General features: G+C 60.6%; 23 protein-coding genes and 1 pseudogene. 13 read left to right on the plus strand and 11 right to left on the minus strand.

Features of this window, described 5'->3' with window-relative positions; translation table 11 throughout:
* Positions 1 to 4: 4 nt before the first annotated feature.
* A complete protein-coding gene (locus DXY16_RS08240; RefSeq protein WP_115120743.1) occupies positions 5 to 1339 on the minus strand; it encodes a histidine phosphatase family protein in 1335 nt (444 codons plus the stop codon).
* A 106-nt stretch (positions 1340 to 1445) separates the two neighbouring features.
* On the opposite strand from DXY16_RS08240, the gene DXY16_RS08245 reads away from it, so the two are divergent.
* The 5 genes from DXY16_RS08245 (at position 1446) to DXY16_RS08265 (ending at position 6974) form a co-directional block, all read left to right on the plus strand.
* Positions 1446 to 2822 (plus strand): lysostaphin resistance A-like protein, encoded by a 1377-nt coding sequence (locus DXY16_RS08245; RefSeq protein ID WP_371410888.1) that lies wholly within the window; start codon positions 1446 to 1448, stop codon positions 2820 to 2822.
* Between the two features lie 86 nt (positions 2823 to 2908).
* Positions 2909 to 3364, plus strand: a complete 456-nt coding sequence (locus tag DXY16_RS08250) for a hypothetical protein (protein ID WP_115120744.1) — start codon at positions 2909 to 2911, stop codon at positions 3362 to 3364.
* A 4-nt stretch (positions 3365 to 3368) separates the two neighbouring features.
* Positions 3369 to 5222 (plus strand): penicillin-binding protein 2, encoded by a 1854-nt coding sequence (locus DXY16_RS08255; protein ID WP_115120745.1) that lies wholly within the window; start codon positions 3369 to 3371, stop codon positions 5220 to 5222.
* A 66-nt stretch (positions 5223 to 5288) separates the two neighbouring features.
* The gene (locus DXY16_RS08260) at positions 5289 to 6461 is read left to right on the plus strand and encodes a transaldolase (RefSeq protein ID WP_115120746.1); all 1173 of its coding nucleotides are present in this window, start codon (positions 5289 to 5291) and stop codon (positions 6459 to 6461) included.
* 126 nt (positions 6462 to 6587) lie between these two features.
* The gene (locus DXY16_RS08265) at positions 6588 to 6974 is read left to right on the plus strand and encodes a Crp/Fnr family transcriptional regulator (RefSeq protein ID WP_115120747.1); all 387 of its coding nucleotides are present in this window, start codon (positions 6588 to 6590) and stop codon (positions 6972 to 6974) included.
* Between the two features lie 48 nt (positions 6975 to 7022).
* Here the strand turns inward: DXY16_RS08265 and DXY16_RS08270 are convergent, their stop codons facing one another.
* From DXY16_RS08270 to pyrH, 3 genes are read right to left on the minus strand one after another with little or no spacing between them, the layout of a single operon-like run.
* A complete protein-coding gene (locus tag DXY16_RS08270; protein WP_115120748.1) occupies positions 7023 to 8183 on the minus strand; it encodes an NAD(P)/FAD-dependent oxidoreductase in 1161 nt (386 codons plus the stop codon).
* Positions 8184 to 8197: 14 nt separating this feature from the next.
* The gene (frr, locus tag DXY16_RS08275; protein WP_115120749.1) at positions 8198 to 8746 is read right to left on the minus strand and encodes a ribosome recycling factor; all 549 of its coding nucleotides are present in this window, start codon (positions 8744 to 8746) and stop codon (positions 8198 to 8200) included.
* A gap of 7 nt (positions 8747 to 8753) precedes the next feature.
* The gene (gene pyrH / locus DXY16_RS08280) at positions 8754 to 9461 is read right to left on the minus strand and encodes a UMP kinase (protein WP_115120750.1); all 708 of its coding nucleotides are present in this window, start codon (positions 9459 to 9461) and stop codon (positions 8754 to 8756) included.
* 113 nt (positions 9462 to 9574) lie between these two features.
* Between pyrH and DXY16_RS08285 the strand changes: the two genes are divergently transcribed.
* Positions 9575 to 9760, plus strand: a complete 186-nt coding sequence (locus DXY16_RS08285) for a hypothetical protein (protein ID WP_115017110.1) — start codon at positions 9575 to 9577, stop codon at positions 9758 to 9760.
* 9 nt (positions 9761 to 9769) lie between these two features.
* On the opposite strand, the gene cobO is transcribed toward DXY16_RS08285, so the two are convergent.
* The 4 genes and pseudogenes from cobO to DXY16_RS08305 all read right to left on the minus strand — a co-directional run bounded on the left by cobO (position 9770) and on the right by DXY16_RS08305 (position 13582).
* A complete protein-coding gene (gene cobO / locus DXY16_RS08290) occupies positions 9770 to 10435 on the minus strand; it encodes a cob(I)yrinic acid a,c-diamide adenosyltransferase (RefSeq protein WP_115120963.1) in 666 nt (221 codons plus the stop codon).
* A 27-nt stretch (positions 10436 to 10462) separates the two neighbouring features.
* Positions 10463 to 11089 (minus strand): annotated as a pseudogene (locus tag DXY16_RS08295) (class I SAM-dependent methyltransferase); the annotation flags it as partial.
* A 43-nt stretch (positions 11090 to 11132) separates the two neighbouring features.
* Positions 11133 to 12368 carry a serine hydrolase gene (locus DXY16_RS08300; RefSeq protein ID WP_115120751.1) on the minus strand — a complete coding sequence of 412 codons (1236 nt, stop codon included), beginning with the start codon at positions 12366 to 12368 and terminating at the stop codon, positions 11133 to 11135.
* Positions 12365 to 13582: a site-specific integrase gene (locus DXY16_RS08305; protein ID WP_115120752.1), complete on the minus strand. Its 1218-nt coding sequence runs from the start codon at positions 13580 to 13582 to the stop codon at positions 12365 to 12367. The genes DXY16_RS08300 and DXY16_RS08305 overlap by 4 nt, the downstream gene beginning before the upstream one ends.
* Before the next feature lie 81 nt (positions 13583 to 13663).
* Between DXY16_RS08305 and hemH the strand changes: the two genes are divergently transcribed.
* The 6 genes from hemH to DXY16_RS08335 all read left to right on the plus strand — a co-directional run bounded on the left by hemH (position 13664) and on the right by DXY16_RS08335 (position 20346).
* Positions 13664 to 14839 carry a ferrochelatase gene (hemH, locus tag DXY16_RS08310; protein ID WP_115120753.1) on the plus strand — a complete coding sequence of 392 codons (1176 nt, stop codon included), beginning with the start codon at positions 13664 to 13666 and terminating at the stop codon, positions 14837 to 14839.
* Between the two features lie 65 nt (positions 14840 to 14904).
* The gene (gene ilvB / locus DXY16_RS08315; RefSeq protein WP_115120754.1) at positions 14905 to 16758 is read left to right on the plus strand and encodes a biosynthetic-type acetolactate synthase large subunit; all 1854 of its coding nucleotides are present in this window, start codon (positions 14905 to 14907) and stop codon (positions 16756 to 16758) included.
* 17 nt (positions 16759 to 16775) lie between these two features.
* Entirely contained in the window at positions 16776 to 17141 is a 366-nt protein-coding gene (locus DXY16_RS08320) for a nuclease (RefSeq protein ID WP_371410899.1), read from the plus strand.
* A 2-nt stretch (positions 17142 to 17143) separates the two neighbouring features.
* Entirely contained in the window at positions 17144 to 17362 is a 219-nt protein-coding gene (locus DXY16_RS08325) for a GIVxVP protein (protein ID WP_115120965.1), read from the plus strand.
* A gap of 24 nt (positions 17363 to 17386) precedes the next feature.
* Entirely contained in the window at positions 17387 to 18625 is a 1239-nt protein-coding gene (locus DXY16_RS08330; RefSeq protein ID WP_244281615.1) for a histidine kinase, read from the plus strand.
* Positions 18626 to 18657: 32 nt separating this feature from the next.
* A complete protein-coding gene (locus DXY16_RS08335) occupies positions 18658 to 20346 on the plus strand; it encodes an NAD(P)/FAD-dependent oxidoreductase (protein ID WP_115120755.1) in 1689 nt (562 codons plus the stop codon).
* A gap of 53 nt (positions 20347 to 20399) precedes the next feature.
* On the opposite strand, the gene pgeF is transcribed toward DXY16_RS08335, so the two are convergent.
* From pgeF to DXY16_RS08350, 3 genes are read right to left on the minus strand one after another with little or no spacing between them, the layout of a single operon-like run.
* Positions 20400 to 21224: a peptidoglycan editing factor PgeF gene (gene pgeF / locus DXY16_RS08340; RefSeq protein WP_115120756.1), complete on the minus strand. Its 825-nt coding sequence runs from the start codon at positions 21222 to 21224 to the stop codon at positions 20400 to 20402.
* Positions 21221 to 22120 carry a Tab2/Atab2 family RNA-binding protein gene (locus DXY16_RS08345; protein WP_115120757.1) on the minus strand — a complete coding sequence of 300 codons (900 nt, stop codon included), beginning with the start codon at positions 22118 to 22120 and terminating at the stop codon, positions 21221 to 21223. Before DXY16_RS08345 ends, pgeF begins: the two co-directional genes overlap by 4 nt.
* Positions 22117 to 23430, minus strand: coding sequence for a S1 RNA-binding domain-containing protein (locus DXY16_RS08350; protein WP_115120758.1), 1314 nt, complete (start codon positions 23428 to 23430; stop codon positions 22117 to 22119). The genes DXY16_RS08345 and DXY16_RS08350 overlap by 4 nt, the downstream gene beginning before the upstream one ends.
* Positions 23431 to 23500: 70 nt before the next feature.
* Between DXY16_RS08350 and DXY16_RS08355 the strand changes: the two genes are divergently transcribed.
* Positions 23501 to 24322, plus strand: a complete 822-nt coding sequence (locus DXY16_RS08355) for a creatininase family protein (protein WP_115120759.1) — start codon at positions 23501 to 23503, stop codon at positions 24320 to 24322.
* Positions 24323 to 24344 lie beyond the last annotated feature (22 nt).

The raw sequence follows: 24344 nt of genomic DNA on the forward strand, positions 1-24344 counted from the left end.
TAGCTCAGAGGGCTCCTGCAGCGGTGCGATCGAGAACCCCTCCGAGGTGGGACGTGAGATTGAGACAGGTCACAACCGAAGGCTGGCCCGGATCCGTCGGCATGTCGACCACCGTCACTCCACCGTTGCCTTGCTTCACGGACCAAATGTCGCCTGGAGTGAGGCCCAACAGCTGGCAGAGAATGGTTTTGTTCACCGCGTCATGGGCGACCACCAGAGCAGTCTCTTCAGGCTCAAGGCTTGCGGCGATCGTGTTCCAGGTGTTCACAGAGCGTTCCCAAACGTCTTGGATGGTTTCTCCCTCTGGCATCTGCACCGTTTCAGGAGTGCGTTTCCATTCCTCGAGCAGATCTGCCCATTCCGCTTTGATCTCGTCTTCGAGCTTGCCTTCCCAGAGGCCATGGCCAATCTCCACGAGGCCACGAGTTTCCGTCAGGGGCACCCCTGGATGGGAGCGAAGGATGCCTTCAGCGGTCTGACGTGGCCGAGTCATTGAGCTGCTGTAAGCCCTTTGCAGCGATACCGTTTCGAGGAATCCTCGAGCCGCTTCAGCCTGGGCATGGCCGTTGTCGTTGAGGGGGATGTCAATTTGTCCCTGGAAACGGCCCTGACGATTCCAGTTGGTCTCACCGTGGCGCACCAGCACCAGTCGAGCTCCGTTCCCTTTTTTCGGCAGTCCCTGGCCAAGGTGCGCTGTGTTGTTCAGGCATTCGATCTGCACCTGGTGGCCGCCGCTGGCCTTCGGACTGAGGTTGAACACCGAGAGCGAGGCGTTGTCAATTTGGAGACGACGGAAGCCTTGGGAGGGTTCTCCAAGAAGCACCAGGATCAGGCAACGGAGAATGGCGTTGTGGCCCACCACCAGCACTGTGTCGTTGCCTTCACTGGGATGTTGATCCAGGAGGCGATCGAGGAAATGCCTTGCCTGTGCCATCAGCTCCTGCACAGGACGGTAGGCACGGCCATCCTTCCGGGTCAGTTCCAGCTCTTCGGGATGAAGACGCCAAGCCTGGTAGGCCTCCGGGTAGCGGGCGGCTCGCTCGTCGGCGCTCATTCCACTCCAAGGTTCGAGATCCACTTCCAGAAGTCCTTCATCCATGACTGGAGTGAGGGAGTCTCCGCCTCTGGCCTTGAGTAACCCTTCACAGGTAGCGCTGGCTCGCTTCAGGGGAGAGCTGTACACCGCACTGATCGGCACGTCAGTCAGGGCTCGACCCGTTCGGCTCGCCTGCTCCTCACCTTCCGCTGTCAGAACGGAAAGGTCATCCCTTCCTTGAATCCGACGCTCCACATTGAAGCTGCTCAGGCCGTGGCGCACCAGAAGAAGACGGAGAGACAACGGTTTTTGGGGAGGGGCGCGGCCATCGTATTGGGGGCCAGGTCCCCTTTCTGTCGACCGCTTCTGTCGCCAGCGGAGAGAATCGGTGTCTGTTGCTCCGCATCCGTTGACGTCTTCGCCGACCGATCGCCGGCTGACCAAATTATTGCTGGCTCTGATCTCCCTTGTGCTGGCGATGGTCGTGTGGGTGATGGGCTTGATCAGTAGCCTCAGCCGCGACTCCGTCACGCCGGCTCTCTCTCTGCAGCAGCAGGAGAAGGCCCTGTTGGCAGAACCGTCCCTGCCACCGCAGTTGAGGCCCCTGCTGGTGGGAGGGGATCCATCTGCTCAGATGCTTGAAGCCCTAGAGGAGGTGCCGCTCGATCGGCTCGATGATCGACAGCGGCTTCTGCTGGCTGCACTGACTAGGGATGAGGCTCAGCGCACTGCAGCCCTCGCTTTGCCGATGCAGCGGCCTGAATTGAGCGCAATGCAACAAGCTCTTTCTACTTATGAGCAAGGTGGGAGGCTCACTGAAGCCAACCAGGCGCTGCTTTCCGATCCGGCGCTGGATCCGCTGCTGCGACAGCTCAGCTGTGAGGCCTTAGGTGGCAGCAAAGCCTGGTGCACCGATCCCAGTGATGCGAACGCTGCTGCTCAGGCCACCCAGCGACTGCTGCTGGCCGAATTGTTGCCAATCGCAGCGCTGCTAACTGGAGTGGGGCTGTTGATCCGCCATCTCTGGTCGCGCTTTCGCGGAAAGCTGCCCGCTTGGCCCACTCTGGTCGGTCCGCTGCTCACACCGGCGGACATGGCGATCCTCGTGGCCGGAGGATTCGTCTTGCTTGGGGAGGTGTTGCTGCCCGTGCTGGTCAGTCCCCTGATCGTGCTGATCTCACAGGGGCAGTCCGGGGCTCTCGGTCAGGCGATTGCGGTGCTGCTCGGTTACATCGCTCTTGCCGTTCCTCCCTTGGGAATCCTTCGCCTTCAGCTCGGTGGACTGGAGAGAGAGGAGATGCCAGTGGGGGGATGGCTCCAGTGGCGCCCTTCTCCTTGGCTCACTGCCTTGCTGCAGGGGGGGCGCGGCTGGTTGATGGTGATGCCTCCCGTGGTGCTGACAGGTTGGCTGATGGGAAAGCTGGTTGGTGATCCAGGCGGCAGTAATCCCCTGCTGGAGATGGTGCTGCGCAGTGATAACCCCTGGGCTCTTGTCCTGCTCGCTCTCACTGCTGTTGTGCTCGCTCCTCTCTTTGAAGAACTGGTGTTTCGGGGTGTGCTTCTGCCCGTTCTCGCTCGGGTGCTTGGTCGAGGCTGGGGCGTGGTCATCAGCGGCCTGGTGTTTGCTGTGGCCCACCTCAGCATTGGTGAACTGCCGCCCCTGCTGGTGCTCGGCATCGGCCTAGCCCTGCTGCGTCTGAGCAGTGGTCGTCTGCTGCCCTGCGTGGTGATGCATGCCTGCTGGAACGCGGCCACCTTCCTCAATCTGATCCTTCTGGGCTCTTAATCAGCAGATCCCTGCCCTCATTGGCGTTTTCGGGCTTGCGGGAGGCCCTTGCCAATGGTTCACTGACGCATTGACGCGTCGATGACGTGAGCGCCGTTCCCCAGTCACGGATTGTCCCTGCAGAGCGCTCTGCAGCTTCAGGGGCATTCGAGCTGATCCAGGGATCGATGTCGGCCCAGCGGATGGCACGTCGGTCGCCTGTACTGGCTGGTCTCCATCGTGTTGCTGATGGATCGCTTTGTGGTGTCGTTTTAGCTGTCGTGGCGCTGTCGGGTCTGACGCTTCATTGGCAGCACCGTTGGACTGTGGCGTTTCGCCAATTGGAGGAGACCCGTAGCCTCTCCCATCGCCTGACCGAGTCAACCGCGACGCTTGAACGTCATTTGCTTGAGCAGGCCAGTCTTCCCGCCACGATGGTGCCCACTCAAGTGGCCAATCTCGTCTATCTCGATCGTCCACAGGTCAGTGCGGCAGCTCAGGATGTCGACCAGCTGGCCATGATCCAGACCTGGATGGATCAGCCGATCCAGCAGGGGTATTGACACCATGACCGAGCCGGAAGCCGGTCGTCGAAGACGTCGCCGCCCGCGCCAGCGGGTGATTCCACTTGAGTCGGTCCCGGCTCAACGCATGCGTTGGGTGTTTGGCTTGCTCTGCCTTGGCCTCATCGGCTTGATGGGCCGTATGGCCTGGCTGCAAGTGATGCAGTCTTCCACGCTTGAAGCCCGGGCTCGCAGTGTTCAGACCCAGCGAACGGATCCGCTTGGGACCCGACGTCCGATCGTCGATCGTGCAGGACGTCTCGTTGCCCTGGATGAGGAACGCTTTCGTCTTTGGGCCCATCCCAACAACTTTCGCTTCCCAGGGGATGATCCTTCTGTCGTCCGTCAGCCTCTCGATCTGGCGCGTCGCCTTTCGGGTCTGTTGGCTCTGCCCATGGCCGATCTCGTTCAGCGCATGGGCGATCGACCTTCCGGGATTCGGCTGGCGGAAGGCTTGGATCCAGAAACCGCCTCAGAGGTTCGACGTCTCGGTATCAGTGGGCTTGACCTCGAGGCCTATTCCCATCGTGTCTATCCCCAGGGCAATCTGTTCGCCAATGTGGTGGGGTTCCTGAACCTGGAGCGTGAGCCCCAGGCGGGTTTGGAGCAGAGCCGAGATCGCGATCTGCAACGGCATGAACAATCCCGCAGTCTGCGCAGAGGCGCTGATGGAACCCCCCTGCCGGACAACCTCAGCCCAGGGATTTTCTTTGGTGATGACCTTCGGCTTCAGCTCACTCTCGATGCCCGTCTGCAGGATCTGGCGGCGAAGGCCCTTGCGGCGCAGGTCAATGAGTGGAACGCCAAGAAGGGTGTGGCGATTGTGATGGATGTGCGCAATGGAGAATTGCTGGCCCTGGCCTCGACGCCCACCTACGACCCCAACCGTTACTGGGATTTTCCGCCAGCTCTGTTTCGTGAGTGGTCGGTGCAGGATCTCTACGAACCCGGCTCGACCTTTAAGCCGATCAACCTGGCCATCGCTCTCCAGGAAAAGGTGATCGGGCCTAACGACACGGTGAATGACATCGGCCAGCTTCAGATCGGAGGATGGCCAATCTTCAACCATGACAAGGGTGCCAATGGGGTGATCGATTTCGCCACCGTGCTGCAGGTTTCGAGCAACGTGGGCATGGTGCAGGCGATGCGCAACCTGCAGCCGCTGCGCTATTGGCAGTGGTTGTCGAAGCTTGGACTGGAGTCCAAGCCCGACACCGATCTCCCCGGGGCCGTTGCCGGTCAACTCAAGACCAGGGAGCAATTCACCACTCAGCCAATCGAGCCCGCCACTGCGGCCTTCGGTCAGGGTTTTTCACTCACCCCGTTGAAGCTGGTGCAGCTGCATGCACTGCTGGCCAATGGTGGACGCATGGTGAGTCCCCATATCACGCGCGGTTTGCGTTCGGGTGATGGTCTGGCCAGACGCAATCCCATCCTGGGGCAACCGTTGATCCGTCCTGAGGTGACGCGCACCGTGCTGGCTTGGATGGAATCGGTGGTGGAGAAAGGCAGCGGTAAGGGTGCCAGAACTCCCGGTTACCGCATTGGGGGCAAAACAGGCACGGCCCAGAAAGCTCTCAACGGTGTTTATGTGCCTGGCGCCAAGATCTGCAGCTTCGTGGCCACCCTCCCGATCGAAGACCCTCGTTACGTGGTGTTGGTCGTTGTGGATGAACCCCAGGGCAGGAATGCCTACGGTTCCACCGTTGCGGTGCCGGTGGCCAAGAAGATCATTGATGGTCTGCTTGTGATCGAAAAAATTCCGCCTAGCGGAGGCCACACCGCCCATCAGCCGGCGCGTCAACCTGCTGCGGCTCTTGATGGAGATCCCGATGGGGCCCCAGCTCCTGCGGGTTAACAAACAGGGGGGTGCCAGTTCTGCTGAGCTGGCTACGTTACGAACCTAGAGCCGTACTTCGCTTCCATGGCCTCTCTTCTCGAACAGCTGTCCGCCATGACCGTTGTCGTGGCTGACACCGGCGACCTGGAGGCGATCCGTCGTTTCACACCACGGGACGCCACCACCAACCCTTCCCTGATCCTGGCTGCTGCCCAGATTCCCGCTTACCAGAGCTTGATCGATGAGGCTTTGCAGTCCTCACGCCGACTGCTCGGCAGCAATGCGCCGGTCGAGGACGTCGTGCATGAGGCCCTGGATGAGATCTGCGTGATCTTCGGCAAGGAAATTCTCAAAATCGTTCCAGGCCGCGTGTCCACCGAGGTCGATGCCCGTTTGAGCTTCGATACTGAGGCCACGATCGAGAAGGGTCGCAAGCTGATTCGTCTTTACAACGATGCAGGAATCAGCAATGACCGTGTGCTGATCAAGATTGCCTCCACCTGGCAGGGCATCAAAGCGGCGGAGGTGCTGGAGAAGGAGGGAATTCACTGCAACCTCACGCTCCTGTTTGGTTTTGGCCAGGCCGTCGCCTGCGCGGAGTCCGCCGTCACCCTGATCTCTCCCTTTGTCGGTCGCATTCTTGACTGGTACAAGGCCGAGACAGGACGGGATGCCTATCCCGGGCCAGAGGATCCCGGCGTGCTGTCCGTGACCAGGATCTTCAACTATTTCAAGACCTACGGCTACAAGACAGAGGTGATGGGCGCGAGTTTCCGCAACACCGATGAGATTGTTGAGCTTGCTGGCTGTGATCTCCTCACCATTTCCCCGAAACTGCTTGATCAACTCCGCAGCACCGAGGCCCCACTCGTTCGCAAGCTTGATGGAGGCAATGCCACTGGTGGTGAGCCCCAAATCCATCTGGATCGTCAGGGCTTCGATTCGATGATGGCTGACGATCGCATGGCCACCGACAAGCTCAGTGAGGGCATCAAGGGCTTCAGCAAGGCGATTGAAACCCTTGAGGCGCAACTTGCTCACCGCTTGGCCGAACTCGAGGGGGGTGCCGCTTTTCGGCATGCTGTTCAGGAGATTTTCTTGCTCAACGACATGAACGGTGACGGTTCGATCACGCGTGATGAATGGCTGGGTAGTGACGCCGTGTTCGACGCCCTTGATCAGGATCACGATGGACGCCTGACTCCGGAGGAGGTTCGTTCTGGTTTTGGCGCGGCTCTTGCACTCACGACAGCCTGAGTGCAGAGTCCCCGCCTTTTCGCTCAACAGTTGTCTCGCTAACCCAGATTGGTCCGCTGTAGGGCTTTTGACATCGTCACGAAGCCCTCTCGAGCTTTAATCAGCCATGGCCCTGGAGTTGGGAGTATGAACGCCCTTGACACCATGAAAGCTCTTGCTGCCACCAGTGAGGTGAGAGTTGCTCAGGCTGGAGAAGTGATCTTCTCTTCTGGTGAATCCGGTGCTTCGATGTTCGGCTTGCTTGAGGGGAGCGTGCGCTTGTGCTGGACAACCTCGGATGGCAGCGATGGATATGAATTGATCGCAGCAGGGAATGTGTTTGGTTCGGGCGCTTTGGTGACCACGGATCATCGTCGCCTTGGCACGGCGATGGCTGAAACGGCCTGTCGCTTGATCGAAATGAACCGCGAGAAGTTTCTGTTTGCTGTGCAGGAGTCGCCAATGTTTGCGATTGAGTTGCTGGCCTCGGTGGATGAGCGCTTGCGTGATCTCAAGCTGAGCGAGCGATCCTGAAGCCAAGGCTGCCCAATCTGGGCCTCAGCTTGCTGCTGGTTTGTCTGTTCAGCTGCGTTTCAGCAGCAGCCGTTTGATTACGCGTTGGGCGATGTCGCCATAGCCCATCTCTCCAGAGAGGATTTGGGCGATGCGCTGCGGGGCGGTAGGTCGCTTGATGCCCAGTTGATACCCCACTTTCGGAAAGCGATAGAACACCTGGGCGATACGCCGTCCCCAGGCCATCGAATCGCCCCATCGTGCTCGCATCCGCTGCGAATAAAGCGAGAGATCCTTTTGCTCCCCACGAAGCCAGAGGTCCAGGCTGGAGGCGGCTTCACAGCCACTCATGAGGGCAGGTCGCAGGCCTTCTGCCAGAAATGGATCGCAAAGCGACGCCGCGTCTCCCACCGCAACCATGCCATCGGCGTGTAGGGGGTGATGGCCGTTCCAAACCCGCAGCTGCGCTTGCTGCCGCAGACCTGCGTCAGCGGAGAAACCCAGGTCTGGTAACAGTTGGGACAGGATTGCGTCGCTGTCGGCGGCATGGCGGCCGATGAAGGTGCCGACGCCCACATTCACCCCATCACCCATCGGGAATGCCCAAGCGAAGCCGTGATGCACCAGCCCGAATTCGAAGCGGGCGGAGCCAGGCCGCAGTGCCCCCCTCCCCTCAAGCCGTACCGAAGTGGTGCTGGCGCAATGTGGTTTGCCAGGTCCAAGGCCGAAGCGTTCGGGCCAAGGCGAGGCAGAACCATCCGCGATCACCACTGCTCGCGCTTCGATCGCACGTCCATCAGCACTGAGAACTCGCCAGCCTGCCTCGTGCCTGCTCAGGTCGGTGACTTCGAAGCCTTGGTGCAAGTCAGCACCCCGTTCAACAGCCCGTTCGATCAGAAGCGAATCAAGCCGTTCGCGGCGGACGATCCAGAACGGGGCCGATCCTGGTAGCTCGGCGACGACTGGATCGGTCAGACACCAGCTGAACTCCACTCGCTCAATGACTTCATCAACTGCTGGCGCAAGAGGGAAGGGGAACCACTGCTGCACTGACGCTGCCATGCCACCGCCACAGGGTTTGATGCGCGAGTGGTGTGATTGGAGCAATGGCGCCTCGCTGCCGCCATCTTTTTCCAGCACCGTGACGCGATGGCCTGCTTGGCTGAGGTGAAAGGCAGCGGCAGCACCTGCTGCTCCTGCACCGATCACCACCACGTCAGAGCTGCTCACGCTGGTTCTTGCGCTCAGACCTTGAGAATGTCGGCCTCTTTGTCGGCCAAATGCTTCTCAAGAATGCCAATGAACTTGTCCAGCGTCTTCTGGACAATGTCCTGTTCGTCGCGGCTTTGGTCCTCAGAGAAGTCACCGTCTTTCTCTTGTTTCTTGATCTTGTCGATCGCATCGCGGCGAATATTTCGCAGCGCCACCTTGCCCTCTTCGGCGTATTTGGAAGCCAGCTTGCAGAACTCCTTGCGCCGCTCCTCGGTGAGGGGAGGAACGTTGATACGAATGATCTTTCCGTCGTTATTGGGGGTGAACCCCAGTTCGCTCATGGCGATGGACTTTTCGATCGAGGCGAGGGCACTGATGTCGAAGGGCTGAATTTGGATGGTTTGAGAATCGGGTGTTGAGAGGGTTGCTAACGACTTCAGGGGGGTGTCGGCGCCGTAGTACTCGACGCTGATGCGATCCAGCAATGAGGCGTTGGCCCGGCCTGTGCGAATGGTGTTGAACATGCGCTGGGTGGATTCCACCGACTTCTGCATGCTGGTTTCGAGCTCTTGTTTCGACATAACGGATTTAGTTGCTGATGCGGGAACCGATGGGCTCGCCAGCCACGGCTTTGCCGATGTTGCCAGGTTCGAACAGATTGAAAACAACGATAGGAATGTTGTTGTCTTTGCAAAGGGCGATGGCAGTGCTGTCCATCACGGCTAGTTCACCGCTAAGCACCTGCTGAAAGGTGAGCCTTTCATGCTTCACGGCATCGGCGTGCTTGGCGGGGTCCTTGTCATAGACGCCATCGACCTTGGTGGCTTTGAACACCACATCGGCATTGATTTCGGCTGCGCGAAGCGCTGCCGTGGTGTCGGTGGTGAAGAAGGGATTGCCGCACCCAGCTCCGAACACCACCACTCGTTGCTTCTCCAGGTGTCGAATGGCCTTGCGGCGGATATAGGGCTCAGCAACCTCCTGCATGGCAATCGCTGTTTGCACCCGAGTGGGGACTCCGGCTCGCTCCAAGCCGTCCTGCAGGGTGATCGCATTCATCACCGTTGCCAGCATGCCCACGTAGTCGGCCGTGGCTCGATCCATGCCAGCGGCAGACCCCTTTAGGCCGCGAAAGATGTTGCCTCCACCCACAACGATGGCGAGCTCGGTGCCGCTGGCGATCACCCTGGCGACATCCTCCGCGATGGACTGGACGATCGCGGGATCGATGCCATATCCCTGATCACCCATCAGCGCTTCACCGCTGAGTTTGAGCAGGGCGCGCTTGTATGCCATTCAGCCACCAGATCTTGTCGACAGTAGCAAGGGGTTTCCCTGTGTCCTGACCTCTCGCCGAGGGCTGGTCAGGACAAGAAAACGCGCTTGCATGGTGCAACCGAGACCCCCCAATGCCTGATCACGGCAAGCCACGCAGTGGGGTGATGGCCAGGCTCACGTTATCGGCCCTTGACCGTGCCAGTCAGGATCCTTCTTGCTGGCGCGATCCGATTGTTCACCGCGCCTTGCTGGTGAGCGGTTTGTCGGTGCTGACAGCGGCAACAGCTCTGCTCAAGACTGATCTTGAGCAGAGCTGAATCGAGTGTTCAGAATTCGATGCCAGCCTGTGCTTTCACCCCCTGCTCACGGAACGGGTGATGAATCAATGTCATTTCAGTGACAAGATCGGCGGCTTCGATCAGTTCTGGGGGGGCTCCCCTTCCTGTGAGTGCGACGTGGCAAAGCTCTGGACGCTGGCTTAAGCCATCCAGCACAGTGCTGACCTCGATGTAGCCCAGCTTCAGAGCAACATTCAGCTCATCCAGGAGCACAAGCTTGATGGATGGATCTTTCAGGTAGCCCAGGGCGGTCTGCCAGGCATTGCCCACAAGTTGCTGGTCACGTTCACGGTCTTGTGTCTCCCAGGTGAAGCCTTCGCCAAGGGCATGCCACGACACCTGATCGCCGAAGGCTTTGAGGGCTCTGGCCTCGCCAGGTTCCCATCCCCCTTTGATGAACTGCACAATCGCCACCCTCTCCCCATGGCCCAAGGTGCGCAGGGCGAGGCCGAGTCCGGCAGTGGTCTTGCCTTTGCCCTGTCCGGTGAACACCAGTACGAGGCCTTTTTCCTTATTGCGTTCTTCCACGCGCTGGCGTTGAACCTGCTGACGCCGTTCCATTCGCTTGCGATAGCCCGCGTTGTCCTGTTCCGGGGCCAGTCGGCCGCCCATACCCAGCTCGGCTGCGGTCTGGTCCAGATTGCTGTTGTTCATCACTGTTCTCCGGGGGGGCCGAGCGGTGGGGCGACAGGCGGTGATGCGCTGCAAGGCCTCGCCGGCCAGCAGTTCCTGTTCCACCTGATTGAAACCAAGCCCTCTGAGCTGGGAGGGAAGGTCGTCTTCCAGCATGGCGGTCGCGGTGTCGGTTTCAAACAGCGCGCAGAACAGCCACTGGGGCAGGCGTAGCCACGGACCAGCTGGATGCAGGTCCACCAGCACCAGCCATCCCCCGGGGCGCAGCAGCCGAAGGCATTGCCGAAGCACGATCTCTCGTTCCTGGCGCGGAAATTCATGCAGCGCCACGCTCAATTGAATGGCGTCGAATGCCGCATCGGCGAAAGGCGGAGCCTCGGCGAGTCCCTCGACGCGTTGCAGGTGAGGGTGGCGACTGGCGGCGAGATTCAGGGCCAGGGGCGAGACATCCAGCCCGGTCACGTTGAAACCGGCCAATAGCCAGGGGGCGGCTGCTTCCCCGCTGCCGCAGCACAGGTCCAGCACGGCAGCCCCGGGCTGAAGTCTGGCCTTCATGACCTCAAGCCCCAGTCCCCTGAGGCGCTGCACCCCTCCCACACTCAGAGATGACACCGCTGTGACCGTGTCGTAGATCCAGCGATGGCGGTAGGCGAGGGGTCTTAGAAACGAGCTCATCAGGAACGGGAAAGGATGCGACTGCGAATGTCAGGCACAGCATTCATCCTGCCGCTGAAGGATTGGACTGAGCGGCACCGAATGCGGGCAGGCAGCCGAAACTTCGCTGCCCTCCGTAACGGAATTGCCCTCCTGTCTCCTGAACATCCCAGTCGTACGCCATCTGAATGCGACGGCAGATGTTTTCAATAAGCGGCTCTCCCCCATCGCCATTGGTCATCACCACTAGGCCATAACCCTTGGTCTGATGGGCCATCAGGAAACTGCGATAGCCCTGATTGGATCCCATGTGAGCGAAGTACCAGCCTTCCCCCTGCTGAAACACATTGAATCCAGCACTGAAGGACCCAACACCGACCGGGCGCCATAGATCTCGGACGAGAGCTCTGGAGAAGGGCATCACCACATCTCCCGCCGCTGTTCTTTGCAGAGCACGCACCAGGGTTGCAAGCTCCTCTGATGTGCTCCAAAGCCCCGCGGCGGCAAGCTCTGGATAGACCTTCCAAGGCACGTCAAGGCTCTGCCCATTACTGTCATGGGCCACGGCGGCTGAATGCCAAAGCGATTGGTGCAAAGGCTGTTGGTAATTGCTCAGCAACATTCCCAGTGGCTGAAGCAAGGTGTGTCGCATCAGATCCGGAAAGGCTTGACCGGTCACATCCATCAGCAGCAGTTGCATCACCACGCTGCCTCCGCCTGAATAGCGCGATTGACGCATTGGCCGAAAGCCTGAACGGACTGCCACTGTTTTGGCTGGTGGCAGTCCGTTCAGGATGCTCACCGTGTCTGGCAGAGGCTCAGAAGGCCCATAGCCAGGGAATCCAAAACCATCCGCCAGTCCCGATGTGTGACTGAGCAGCATCCTGGGCGTGATTTTTGGAGCGCTTGGTTCCGCTCGTTGGGGGAATTGCCATGAGCGCAGATAGTTGTTGACGTCTGCATCGAGATCCAGTTGCCCTTGATCAGCCAGGACTGCTGTTGCAGCGGCCATCACCGGCTTGCTGATCGACGCTGCCTGGAACAGGGTGGTTGGCGTGACAGGGCGCCCTGATCTGGCATCCGCCATGCCGAAGGCGAGCGTCCAATGGATCTCGAAATCCTTGATCACAGTGATGCTCACTCCTGGCACACCGGATTCGTCCATCCAGGTCTGTAATTCCTTGGTCGGCAGCACGGAACCAACCTCAGCCTCCGCGGTCGGTTCTGCCTGACCGGAGGATTGAAGCCCCGTCAGCGAAATGAGCAGCAGCGCTGCTATCGGCAGCCGTCGCCTTCTCATCCAGCGTTCTGACGGGCGAGTGCCGCATCCACCGCCTGTTGCTGATCACGTCGGGTGATCCAGTGGTGATAGGTGCGGGTGTGGATCGCAACCGAGTGGCCCATCATCCTTGCGGCGACGGTGTCAGGCAGGCCGATGTGGATCGTGCGCACGGCCCAAGCATGGCGGAGGTCGTAGGGGGTGAGAGGCAGCTCATAACGACGGAACTGTTCCGCAACCCGACGTCCCACCTGCTGCAGGGTGGTGCGGTTCAGATCGGTGTTGATGCTGGGTAGCAGGTCGGGGCTTCGACCGAGTTCGCACAGCTGGAAACGTTCCACCCAGTCGGGATGGAACGGCCACACCTGATGTTCGCCAGTTTTGGTCGTGGGCAGGATTCGCAGCACGTGGTCTCCCCCTGGGGCAAGCGCACTGAGGTCGGCGAAGAACAACTCGTGGTTCCGGAGCCCGTAGGTGGCCATCAGGCCGAAGGCCAGCCGCCAGCCTGGGTTGGGGATCCGCGGCACGGCTTCCAAGATCTGGCCATCACTGGGCAGCTGGCGGAACCGTGCTCGATGCAGGCCGTAGCCCGCCGCTTCAGCGCGCCAGTTGTCAGGCAGGGAGATGGCGAAGTGGCGCGCCAAGGCGCTGAGGCTGGTGGCGCACTGCTGACGACTTCGGCTGGCGTCTGCATAACTGCTGAGGGTGAGGGCCAGCAGTTCGGTGCCCAGGCTGAGGTTCCGCTCCTCAGCGATTCGCTTCAATCGTCTTAGGTAGGGCCTGTAGGCAGAACTCCAGGTTGTGCGGCTGCCGGCAGGGGATCGTCGCCGGATTGGGTCGCCGAAAAAGTTTTGCTCAAAGCCCTCCAGCTGAAGCGTGATCGGATCGTTGCTCTTGAACGACCTCCCTTCAGAACGCTTGGATGATGTCTTGGAGAGATCGCTGGAGGGGCGGGCTGCCTTCTTGGTCCATTGCTGCCAATCAAACTGATCGCGGCGCAGCTGGAGATCCACTAAGAGCAGAAGCTGCTTGGCTTCTTGCAGACCCTCGGCGGTTGCTGGCACCCCGAGGCTGAGCCGTTGCATCCTGGTTCGACCAGGCGTCGTTCGGCAGGGCAGCGGACCCCGCAAATTCAGGCGTTCACCGCGCTTTTCGATGCGGAGTCGAATGCCATCGCTGCTGATGGCGCTGTTGATGACCTCCAGATCGTCGCTCAGATCCACGGTGGTGGTCATGGGGAGGCGGACGTCATTTTGTCGTCACCTTGGCGTCGATGGGGGTTACGCTCAAGTCGAATTTGAAAGTGCGGCTGTTTCATGGCCCGGGTCGGCGTCCTTCTGCTCAATCTCGGAGGCCCGGAACGAATCCAGGATGTGGGGCCTTTTCTCTACAACCTGTTTGCGGATCCGGAGATCATCCGATTGCCGAATCCGGCCCTGCAGAAGCCGTTGGCTTGGTTGATCAGTACCCTGCGCAGTCGCAAGTCTCAGGAGGCCTATCGCTCCATCGGTGGAGGATCCCCCTTGCGCCGGATCACAGAGCAGCAGGCCCGTGAACTGCAGAGTGAGTTGCGTCAGCGCGGCATCGAGGCCACCTCCTACGTGGCGATGCGTTACTGGCATCCCTTTACAGAATCTGCAGTCGCAGACATCAAGGCCGATGGCATTGAAGAGGTGGTGGTGCTTCCCCTCTACCCCCATTTCTCGATCAGCACCAGCGGATCAAGCTTCCGGGAGTTGCAGCGTCTCCGTCAGCTCGACCCCGCTTTCCATAACCTCCCCCTGCGCTGCATTCGTAGCTGGTATGACCATCCTGGCTACGTCCGCTCCATGGCTGAACTGATCGCCGAGCAGATCCGAGCCTCAGATGTGCCGGAAGAAGCTCACGTTTTCTTCAGTGCCCACGGTGTGCCAAAGAGTTATGTCGAAGAGGCAGGTGACCCTTATCAGCAGGAGATCCAGGCCTGTGCAGCCCTGATCATGGCTGAATTGGAGTCCATTCTTGGCTCCAGCAATCCCCACACCCTCGCCTACCAAAGCCGGGTTGGTCCGGTCGAGTGGCTCAAGCCTTACACCGAAGAAGCCCTAGAGGCGCTTGGTGAGGCGAAAACCCGTGATCTGGTTGTCGTTCCGATCAGCTTCGTGAGCGAGCACATTGAAACTCTCGAAGAGATCGATATCGAATACCGGGAGTTGGCCACTGAAGCAGGGGTCGTCAACTTCCGTCGTGTCCGTGCTCTCGACACCTATCCCCCCTTCATCAAAGGCCTGGCTGACATGGTGGCGGACAGCCTTGCGGGTCCGGAGGTGAATCTCGACCAGGCCGCTGAATTGCCCACCACTGTCAAGCTCTATCCCCAGGAGAAGTGGGAGTGGGGATGGAACAACAGTTCGGAGGTCTGGAACGGCCGCCTGGCGATGTTGGGATTTTCCGCTTTTCTCTTGGAACTGGTCAGTGGTCACGGTCCACTGCATGCGCTCGGGTTGCTCTGAGCGTCAGTCACCACCAGATGACGGGTTGGACCTTAATCTGAAGGTTGGCCCTGTGTGACGACGCTGTGACCCTGACTTCTGCGCCGACGGTCTCTGGTACGTCCCTTCAGGACGGCAGGCAACGGATCACCGGTGCTGAAGCGCTGATGGATGCACTCCGTCGTCACGGAGTGGACACGATCTTCGGCTATCCAGGCGGCGCGATCCTGCCGATTTACGACGCCCTGCATCTGGCAGAGCAACAGGGATGGGTTCGTCACATCCTGGTGCGCCACGAGCAGGCGGGAACCCATGCCGCTGATGCCTATGCCCGTGCCACTGGGCGCGTGGGCGTGTGCTTCGGAACTTCAGGCCCTGGAGCAACCAATCTGGTCACCGGCATCGCCACCGCCCAGATGGACTCCGTCCCGATGGTGGTGATCACGGGTCAGGTGCCCCGTCCGGCCATTGGCACCGATGCTTTTCAGGAGACCGACATTTTCGGAATCACCCTTCCGATTGTGAAGCATTCCTGGGTGGTTCGGGATCCAGCCGATCTTGCTTCCGTGGTGGCACAGGCCTTCTTTATCGCCGCTTCCGGGCGTCCTGGTCCCGTGCTGATCGACATCCCCAAGGATGTGGGACAGGAGGAATTCGATTATCTGCCGATGGAACCAGGCTCGGTGGTACCCGTCGGCTTCCGTCAGCCGCAGCCGCCTGATCCTGCTGCGATTGCCGCAGCCCTTGATCTGATCCAGGCGGCCCAGCGTCCCTTGCTTTACGTAGGGGGTGGAGCGATTTCCGCTGGTGTGCATGAATCCTTGGCCGAGTTGGCCAATCGCCACAAGCTGCCAGTTACCACCACGTTGATGGGCAAGGGCGCGTTTGACGAGAATGATCCTCTCGCAGTGGGCATGCTCGGGATGCATGGCACTGCTTATGCCAACTTCGCCGTGACCGAATGCGATTTGCTGATCGCAGTGGGTGCTCGCTTCGATGACCGCGTCACAGGAAAGCTCGATACATTCGCCCCTAGGGCTCGTGTAGTGCAATTCGAGATTGATCCGGCTGAGATCGGCAAAACGCGCCGTGCCGATGTGGCGGTTCTGGGTGATCTAGCCCAGAGCATGAACCAGCTGGTTCAGCAGAGTCGCCAGAGGGAGGTCAGTCCTTCGACCGCTCCGTGGCTGGAGAAGATCGACAGCTGGAAACAGCGCTATCCACTCAGCGTGCCTACACCTGATGGGCCGATTTATCCCCAGGAAGTGCTGATCGCCCTCCGCGATCTCACCACCGGGGCGATCGTCACCACCGATGTGGGGCAGCATCAAATGTGGTCAGCGCAATACCTGCGCAATGGACCTCGTCAGTGGATCAGTAGTGCCGGTCTTGGCACCATGGGCTTCGGCATGCCTGCTGCCTTGGGGGCACAGGCCGCTTTCCCCGATAGCACGGTGGTGTGTGTGGCGGGTGACGCCAGCATCCTGATGAACATTCAGGAGTTGGGAACCCTCGCGCAGTACCAACTGCCTGTGAAGGTCGTGATCGTTAATAACCAGTGGCAAGGCATGGTGCGCCAGTGGCAAGAAAGTTTCTACGAGGAGCGCTATTCCGCCTCAAACATGCAGACCGGCATGCCCGATTTCGTTGCGCTCTCCGAATCCTTCGGGGTTGGTGGCATCCGCATCGATTCGCGCGAGATGCTGGTGCCCCGACTGCAGGAGGCCCTTCGGACCCCAGGGCCGATGCTGATCGACGTGCGAGTGCGGCGTGGTGAGAATTGCTATCCGATGGTGCCGCCCGGCTGCAGCAATGCCCAGATGGTGGGCTTACCCTCCCATCCCGAATTGGCTATGGATCCGACCCGAACCTGCGGCTCCTGTGGTGCAGTCACCAGTCATGAACACCGCTTTTGTCCCTCTTGCGGGGAATCGCTTTGATCACGCTGGCGGCGTTGATCCCGACTTGGAGCCGTCGAGCCTGCTCGGTTGCTCTGCTGTTGGTGGCTCTGCTCGCTTGGCCACTGCATGCCTGGGGGGCCGAGGTGCTTCAGGTCCGATCGTCGTCCTTGCTGCAGATCGGCGATCGCAACCGCAATTACACCGTTCAGCTGGCTTGCCTGGAGGTGGACCCCGCCGATGAGCAGGCAGCCACTGAATGGTTGAAAAAGGCTCTCCCTCGACGCCGAAGGGTCAATTTTCGGCCTGAAGGAGTGCTTGCAGGCACACTGTTGGCACGCGTTACTCCCCTTGGAGAGGAGCAAGACCTCAGTCTGGAACTGGCGGAAGCCGGCCTTGCCCGCTTTACTTGCTCCGCTTCCTGACCGTGTCTCGTAATCGTGTTGCTTCCGGAGTGGTGATGGTGCCTTGCATCGTGCTGGGAGTTGCTTTCCTGTGCACAGCGATCTGGAATGACGCGGCAGAAGCGAATCGACCTCTCGCTGTCGGCCTGGGCCTTCTGTTGCCTGCTGTGGGACTTCTGGCCTATCTGATCCCAGACTCGGATCCTGTCACAAAAACGGACGGCCACGACAGCTCTCCCTAGCTTGGTACGGCCTGGATTTTCCCCATGGCCCTTCCCTCCGAGGCGGACACCAACGACAACACCCAGCGGCCATCGTGGTTCACAAGGTTGTCCTGCTTGCGTTGGCGAACAGCACTGTTTGTGGTGGCCAGCGTTGTGGGTTGCCAGGCCATGGCTGCCAGCCGACAGATCAGCGCTCCTGTGGTTCTGCTGATCCCAGAGGGACTTGAAAGCGCACGGCAATCCTTTCTGCAGGGGCTGGTGCTCGGTGAGCAGGCGGTGCGTGCGTGTGGGGCGGAGCCTGTTGCGATGGTGATCCAGTCCCTTGGCTGGGATGACGATCCGACCGCTCTCTTCCCTCGAGATGCTGACAATCAACCGGTTCTGCCTCCCCTGGTCGTGGCGCCCTATGCGGCTGATCTGCGTAGCTTCAGCCGGCTGGCGCAGGATGGTGATGCGCGCGTCTTGCTGGGTCATCAGCGCGGCCCCTCGCTTGACAGCCTCAGCGGTCTTGATGAGCAGGGTCGACTGTTGCCCTTGCTGCCGTCTCGGCGGGACGACCTGAGAGCCCTTGCCCAGGCTGCCATCGATCGTGGCTGGACCCGAGTGATGGTGGTGAGTGATCCCACTGCTTTGGAGGGGGACTTCGCTCAACCCTTCGTGGAGCTGTTTGAGGGCCTAGGCGGCACGGTGCTGTCTTATACCCAGGACGATGTGCAGTCGATGACACCGGGTGATCGGGAACGCTGGGCTCTGCTCACCAAGGATCTCGATTGGCTTGGCCCTGATGCCTTGGTGTTGGCAGCTCCTCCTGATGGTGATCTTGCCGTCGCACTCCGAGAGCGTCAGATCGGATCACTCAGTGGTCGCGATCCCGGTTGGATTTGGTTGCTGAGCAGTCCCCAAGCCTCTGCTGTCTCTGCTCAGCCTTGGCCTCAGATCGTGCTGAGCCAGCCCGCCCATGGCCCTAACTGGAAGGGCTTCACCAAAGCCTTTTCACAGCGCTGGGGGTATGCCCCCGATTTGATTGCCGCCGCCGGATTTGAAACGTCCCGGGTGCTGGCTCTCTCCAGTGTTGGCCCTTCTCCCCTCGCCAGTGATGGCACCCGGGACCCCCTGGCCTGGGTAGCCCCCTCTGCTCAGCCTGTCTCGCTCTGCAGGGCGATCGCTCTGCGGCGCGAGGGAGAGTCAGCCCGCTTGGAGGGTGTGGCTAGTGATTTCGCTCTTCGTCCGGGACGCGCCCCGACAGGGGGCGCCGAAACCCGTCTGATCCCGGCTCAGTAAGGTTTTTAGGATGACTGAGGCAGTGGACGCCGGTGTTGCGCTTGACCGAGGTGCGTCTGCCTCTGGACCATGGGCCTCAGGATCTTGAGGCGGCGCTTTTGCGGCGCCTGCGCATTCCGCCAGATCGGTTGCTGAACCATCGTTTGATCAAGCGCAGCATCGATGCGCGTCGCCAGGAACGCATCCAATTGATCTACAGCTTGGATGTGGAGGTGCGTGGAGAGGCGGCGCTGCTCAAGAAGCATCGCGGCGATCAGCGACTGCGGATCGCACCCGACATGCGTTACGAGCTTGTGGTTCAGGCTCCGGCTGGTTTCGGGCTCGATGGCCAAAGTCGTCCTGTTGTGATCGGTGCCGGACCATGCGGCTATTTCGCGGCTCTTCTGCTGGCACAGATGGGCTTCCGGCCGCTGCTGTTGGAGCGCGGCCAGCCGGTGAAACAGCGCACTGCTGATACCTTCGGTTTCTGGCGTGGCCAGCGGCCTCTGCAGCCCGAATCGAACGTGCAGTTCGGGGAAGGGGGGGCAGGCACCTTTTCAGACGGCAAGCTTTACAGCCAGGTGAGTGATCCTGAGCACTACGGCCGCAAGGTTCTGGAGGAGTTGGTTGCAAGCGGCGCCAACCCGGAGATCCTCACGGTGCATCGTCCCCATATCGGCACGTTCAAACTCGCCACCGTGGTGCGAGGTCTGCGGTCCCGGATCGAGCAGCTTGGAGGGGAGGTGCGCTTTGGGGCGAAAGTTCAGGAGCTGATTCTTGAACCTCTGATTGAGCCCCAAGATCAGCCGGGATGGGATGATTCCGCCGGCCCAAGGCAACGTTTAGTCGGTCTGCTCCTGGCAGATGGCAGTCGGTTGGCCTGTCAGCAGGCGGTGCTTGCTCCCGGCCATTCCGCCCGTGACACATTCTCGATGCTCGAGAAGCAGGGGGTGGCCATGCGTGCAAAGCCCTTCGCGGTGGGCTTCAGGATCGAGCATCCGCAGACGCTCATCGATCAGGCCCGTTGGGGATGCAAGGCCGGCCATCCTCGCTTGGGTGCGGCGGAGTACAAGCTTGTGCACCATGCCACGAATGGCCGATGTGTTTACAGCTTCTGCATGTGTCCGGGTGGGATGGTGGTAGGGGCGACCAGTGAGCCAGGGCGGGTGGTGACCAACGGCATGAGTCAGCACTCTCGTAACGAGCGCAATGCCAACAGTGGGCTTGTGATGCCTGTGCTTGAGGAGGATCTGGCGCCTCATCAACGCTTCCCAGGGGATCCGCTGGCCGGAGTTGCCTTCCAGCAGGCGCTTGAAGAGAGGGCCTTCTCCCTCGGGGGTGGTGATTACAGCGCTCCCGCACAACGTTTAGAGGATTTTCTGGCCAACCGCCCCAGCACTGCACTCGGCAGGATCACACCCTCTTATCAGCCTGGGGTGAAGCCTTCGGACCTGCGCCAGGCCTTGCCTGCGGACATGATCGCGGCGTTGCAGGAGGCTTTGCCGGTCTTTGGTCGTCGTCTCAAAGACTATGACCATCCTGATGCCCTGATCACCGGAGTGGAGACACGCACGTCATCGCCGGTGCGTCTTCCTCGCAATGACGGCTGCGAATCGGTCAATACAGCCGGCCTCACGCCTGCAGGCGAGGGTGCCGGCTATGCCGGTGGGATTCTCTCTGCTGCGATCGACGGCATCAGGGCTGCTGAAGCGGTGGCCCTGCGTCTGATCTCCCAGCGTTGATCAAAACAACGGGCCGGAACAGAACAGAACAGAACAGATCAGAACAGATCAGATCAGATCGCTGCCTGGGAGACGATGCCACTCCATTGCACGGCCTTCACCTGATCCCTGCGCCAGGAGTGAAACAAGGATGCTTCTGTGACGGTGCAAAGAGGGCACAGGCTGATGTGTTCTGCCCTGATACCGGCAGCCTGCAGCTGGGCTGAGGCCGCGGCTCGGATGTCGAGACGACAGCGGTCTTGTTCAGGATCGTTGAGCACGATCCGTTCGCGTAGGCCAGGGTCAATTTGATCGCATGGCCCGTTGCCCTCCAAAGAGGCCATCACCTGCTCGGCAACCGGTTGCTCAACTTGATAACACTGTCCGCTGACCGCCGGACCCAGCGCCACGAGGAGTTGTCCTCGTGCGCCGCCGCGCTGCTCTAGCCGCAGGATCGCTTCCCTGAGGATGCCGCTGGCAACACCCCGCCAGCCGGCATGGCAGGCGGCCACATGACCGCTTTCTGGGTCGGCCAGCAGCACCGGGGTGCAGTCCGCTCCACAGACCCAAAGGCTCTGACTGCCGCGATCACTGACAAGACCATCAGCATCCGGCCAGGGGTGGCGATCGGCGTCAGAGGCTTCGAGCACTGTGTTGCCGTGCACCTGCTTTGGGCGATGCACCGTGATGCCTGCCGAAAGGTAAGTGGCGAGCTCGTCCGGTTCTCGACCCTGCCAGCGGCGGGTGAAGAAGCCCTGCTCAAAGCCTGCGGTTTCAAGCAGGTCACAGCTGAGGTAATACCCGCCATAACAGCCGATCCAGGTCCAGCCAGGAAGGCTGTTAAAGGTGCTGTCAGGAGAGCTGAAGGGATCAGGAACTGTCTCCTCGGCGGTGCTCATGGCTCGGGCTGATCCCGAAGCATCCAGAAGCCTTCAAAACGGGGGTTGTCTGGCGTGGTCTGGACGGCGATGAACTGGAGTCCACCGGCTTGGTCCCGAGTCAGGCTGAGGGCGTCCTTGGCCGCCGCGGTGCCACTGGCGTCTAGGTCAGTGACCAGCCAACTGTCGTCCTGGCCTGCATCCAGGACGAGCTGCTGGCCATCGATTCGAAGCCGCACCGGTTCAAGCCCCCCCAGCCAGCCAGCGATGGCTAAAGCCCTGGTACGACTGAACAGACGCAGGCCAGGGATGGGAAGGTCTGGATCAAGCTCTGGGTCGATCGGCAGGAGGCCATTGAATCCCATGGGCCATTCCCCAGCTTCGGCCAGGCTGCCAAGGGGGAGGTTGGCCCAGCTCCAGGCATCACCACAGATGGCGTCGGGTAGAGGTACTGCAGGGGTGCTCACTGGAACGGGTGGTGGCGCCAGGGGGCCTGCCATGAATCCCTCTTCTTGGGGGTAGACATCCCGCTCAAGTTCACCCATCCAGTCGATCAGGGCATACGTGCGACGGCTCGGTACAACTTCGAGGTCGAGCTCAGCGGCCGCCCGCTGCACCATTGTTCGCATGGCGCTTCGCCAGGAGCGCAGACGCCTTGGTGGTTTCCAGCCATCAGCTTGCGCGGTGGCCAAGGCATCGCGTAGAGCGGCAGCAAGCCAGGTGGAATTGACCTCCCCAGCAGGGCAACGCCGGGAATAGCGAAAGGGTTCGCCACCGTTGAGCAAAGGTGTGCTGCTGATCAGCAGTTCCCAGCGTTTCTTCCCATCCGGTTCAAGGATCGGCCTGGAATAGAAATCGAGCTCCCAGTCGGCCTGGCGATCGAGGGAGGTGCTGGCGGGCTCGTCGGCCGTGATCATCCGGCTGCTTGTTCTTGTTGTCTGAGGACGTTACGAGCACGATTGGCTCGATCGACGGCTTCGGCCATCACTTTGTCTTTCTCAACCAGAAGTTCACCAGGCTGACCTTCGAGCATGGCGGTGTTCAGGGCGATGCGTCCTCTCCCCGGGTCAAGCTCGGTGATGAGGGCTTTGACGGCATCGCCATGATCGAACACCTCTCGGAGGGAGCGCATGCTTCCGCCAGTGACCACTGACTGGTGCAGCAGACCGCTGATTCCACCGAGGTCCACAAAGAAGCCGTAGGGCTTGACTGCCACCACGTGACCTTCCACCAGTTGGCCCACTTCCAGTTCGGAGAAGAGGGCGGCTGTGGCTGCTTTTTTCTCCGAGAGCACCAGTTTTCGGGTTTCTGAATTCACTTCTAGGAAGGCTGCACCCAGGGTTTTGCCAACGAGTGCTTCGTGATTTTCGCCGTCCTGCAGCTGGGAGCGCGGGATAAAGCCACGCAGCCCTTCCAGCTCGCAGGTCACACCGCCGCGGTTGAATCCGCTCACTTTCACCTGGACGACCTTGCCTTCTGATTCCAGCAGCTTCACTTTGTCCCAGCTCTGACGCAGTGCCAAGGCGCGGCAGCTGATGGTCACCATGCCGTCGGCGTTCTGTTCACGGGTGACCAGCACCTCCACCTGGAGCCCTTTGGGAAAGCGTTCCTTCAGGTTGGTGATCACGCCCAGGCCGCATTCACTTTTGGGCATGAAACCCGGAGCTTTGCCGCCGATGTCGACATAGACACCATCGCTCTCAAGGCCAATCACGGTGCCGGCGACCACATCACCTGTTGTGCCGATGGGCTCGTTCTGATCGAGGGCAGCCAGGAATGCTTCTTCGTCGAAGTCGAAGTCGTCCACGCTGTGGCTGCGGGCCTGCGCACGGCTGTCTTCCGCGGAAGCGTTCGAGGCAGCAGATTTGCGCTGGTTCCCGGCGCGGGAGCTGCTGTCAGAGGGGCCGAGCAGGTCGGCCATCGAGAGACCCTCCAATTCGGAGGTGTCAAACAAAGCGTCATCCCCAACGGTGGGAGCGTTTGGACGCGAGGGAGGCTGCGCTTTGGTTCCGCCTGCTGCACCAGCGTCCTGCGCTGCTTGCTCCAGCGCACGAGCCTTTTGTATGGCTGCTTCTGCCGCTGCTCTGGCTTCATCGGCCTCGCGGCGCAGCCGGTCTTGCTCATCACGTCGGGTGATTTGCATCACCTGAGGGGGCTTGCGCGGCCCCTCAGGGGAAGGCTTTGGGGCCTTGGGTTGTTTGGGCTGCGGGCTGCCTGATCCGGCCATGGGCCCCTGGTACTCGTCGATCGAGCAGTCTGACAGGCAGGGTGGGAGTCTGCTGCCAACCTGATGTCCGATGTCTAATCCGCAGCGCTGGCTTGAGCGTCTCACCTGGCCGGAGGTCGCTGAGCGGCTTCAGCAAGAGGGGGCCACCGTTGTTTGGCCCTTTGGTGCTCTTGAACAGCATGGTCCCCATCTGCCTCTGTCAACAGATGCTCTCTTTGCGGATCGGATGCTGGATCAGATCCTGGCAGGGTTAGCCCCTGACGCCCCAATCTGGCGGCTGCCTGTGCAGGCCATCGGCTTCTCCCCAGAGCATGTCGGCTTCCCCGGAACGCTCTCTCTCCCGTCTGACCTGCTGATCCGTTTGGTCGAGACAGTGGGGCTTCAGCTTGCTGATTTGGGAGTCCGCCGTCTTGTTCTTTTCAATGCCCATGGCGGCCAGATCGGATTGCTTCAGGCCGCGGCGAGGGAGCTAAGGGCGCAGACCCCCACCATGGCAGTCCTTCCTTGTTTCCTCTGGAGTGGGGTGCCTGGATTGAAGGAGCTGCTGCCGCTTTCGGAGGGGGATAGCGGTCTCCATGCCGGCCTGGCTGAAACGAGTTTGATGCTCGCATTGGAGCCGTCTCTGGTGCGTGATCAGCGCCCAGTGGATGGTGAGCATCGCCACCCTTCAGCTGCTGCGACTCCTCCGGATGGGTGGAGCCTGGAGGGGGCGGCTCCCTTCGCCTGGTTGACCGCCGATCTCAGTCGAACGGGAGTTGTTGGCGATAGCCGCGGTGCATCCGTTGAACTCGGACGTCAGCTGGAAAAAACCGTTGTTGATCACTGGCAGCACTTGTTTCTCAGCCTTCTTGCCAGTGCCTGGCCGCCTGTGAATTCTGTTCTCAGCTCGTGATCTCCTGGACTTAATTCGAGCC

Source organism: Synechococcus sp. UW105 (genome assembly GCF_900473935.1).
Classification (GTDB): domain Bacteria; phylum Cyanobacteriota; class Cyanobacteriia; order PCC-6307; family Cyanobiaceae; genus Synechococcus_C.

Excerpts from the sequence above, each read along its gene's own strand:
- DXY16_RS08255 (WP_115120745.1), top strand. The coding sequence starts at position 3,369 with ATGACCGAGCCGGAAGCCGGTCGTCGAAGACGTCGCCGCCCGCGCCAG.
- DXY16_RS08260 (WP_115120746.1), top strand. The coding sequence starts at position 5,289 with ATGGCCTCTCTTCTCGAACAGCTGTCCGCCATGACCGTTGTCGTGGCT.
- DXY16_RS08265 (WP_115120747.1), top strand. The coding sequence starts at position 6,588 with ATGAACGCCCTTGACACCATGAAAGCTCTTGCTGCCACCAGTGAGGTG.
- frr (WP_115120749.1), bottom strand. The coding sequence starts at position 8,746 with ATGTCGAAACAAGAGCTCGAAACCAGCATGCAGAAGTCGGTGGAATCC.
- pyrH (WP_115120750.1), bottom strand. The coding sequence starts at position 9,461 with ATGGCATACAAGCGCGCCCTGCTCAAACTCAGCGGTGAAGCGCTGATG.
- DXY16_RS08285 (WP_115017110.1), top strand. The coding sequence starts at position 9,575 with ATGCCTGATCACGGCAAGCCACGCAGTGGGGTGATGGCCAGGCTCACG.
- cobO (WP_115120963.1), bottom strand. The coding sequence starts at position 10,435 with ATGAACAACAGCAATCTGGACCAGACCGCAGCCGAGCTGGGTATGGGC.
- DXY16_RS08300 (WP_115120751.1), bottom strand. The coding sequence starts at position 12,368 with ATGAGAAGGCGACGGCTGCCGATAGCAGCGCTGCTGCTCATTTCGCTG.
- DXY16_RS08305 (WP_115120752.1), bottom strand. The coding sequence starts at position 13,582 with ATGACCACCACCGTGGATCTGAGCGACGATCTGGAGGTCATCAACAGC.
- hemH (WP_115120753.1), top strand. The coding sequence starts at position 13,664 with ATGGCCCGGGTCGGCGTCCTTCTGCTCAATCTCGGAGGCCCGGAACGA.
- DXY16_RS08330 (WP_244281615.1), top strand. The coding sequence starts at position 17,387 with ATGGCCCTTCCCTCCGAGGCGGACACCAACGACAACACCCAGCGGCCA.
- pgeF (WP_115120756.1), bottom strand. The coding sequence starts at position 21,224 with ATGAGCACCGCCGAGGAGACAGTTCCTGATCCCTTCAGCTCTCCTGAC.
- DXY16_RS08345 (WP_115120757.1), bottom strand. The coding sequence starts at position 22,120 with ATGATCACGGCCGACGAGCCCGCCAGCACCTCCCTCGATCGCCAGGCC.
- DXY16_RS08350 (WP_115120758.1), bottom strand. The coding sequence starts at position 23,430 with ATGGCCGGATCAGGCAGCCCGCAGCCCAAACAACCCAAGGCCCCAAAG.
- DXY16_RS08355 (WP_115120759.1), top strand. The coding sequence starts at position 23,501 with ATGTCTAATCCGCAGCGCTGGCTTGAGCGTCTCACCTGGCCGGAGGTC.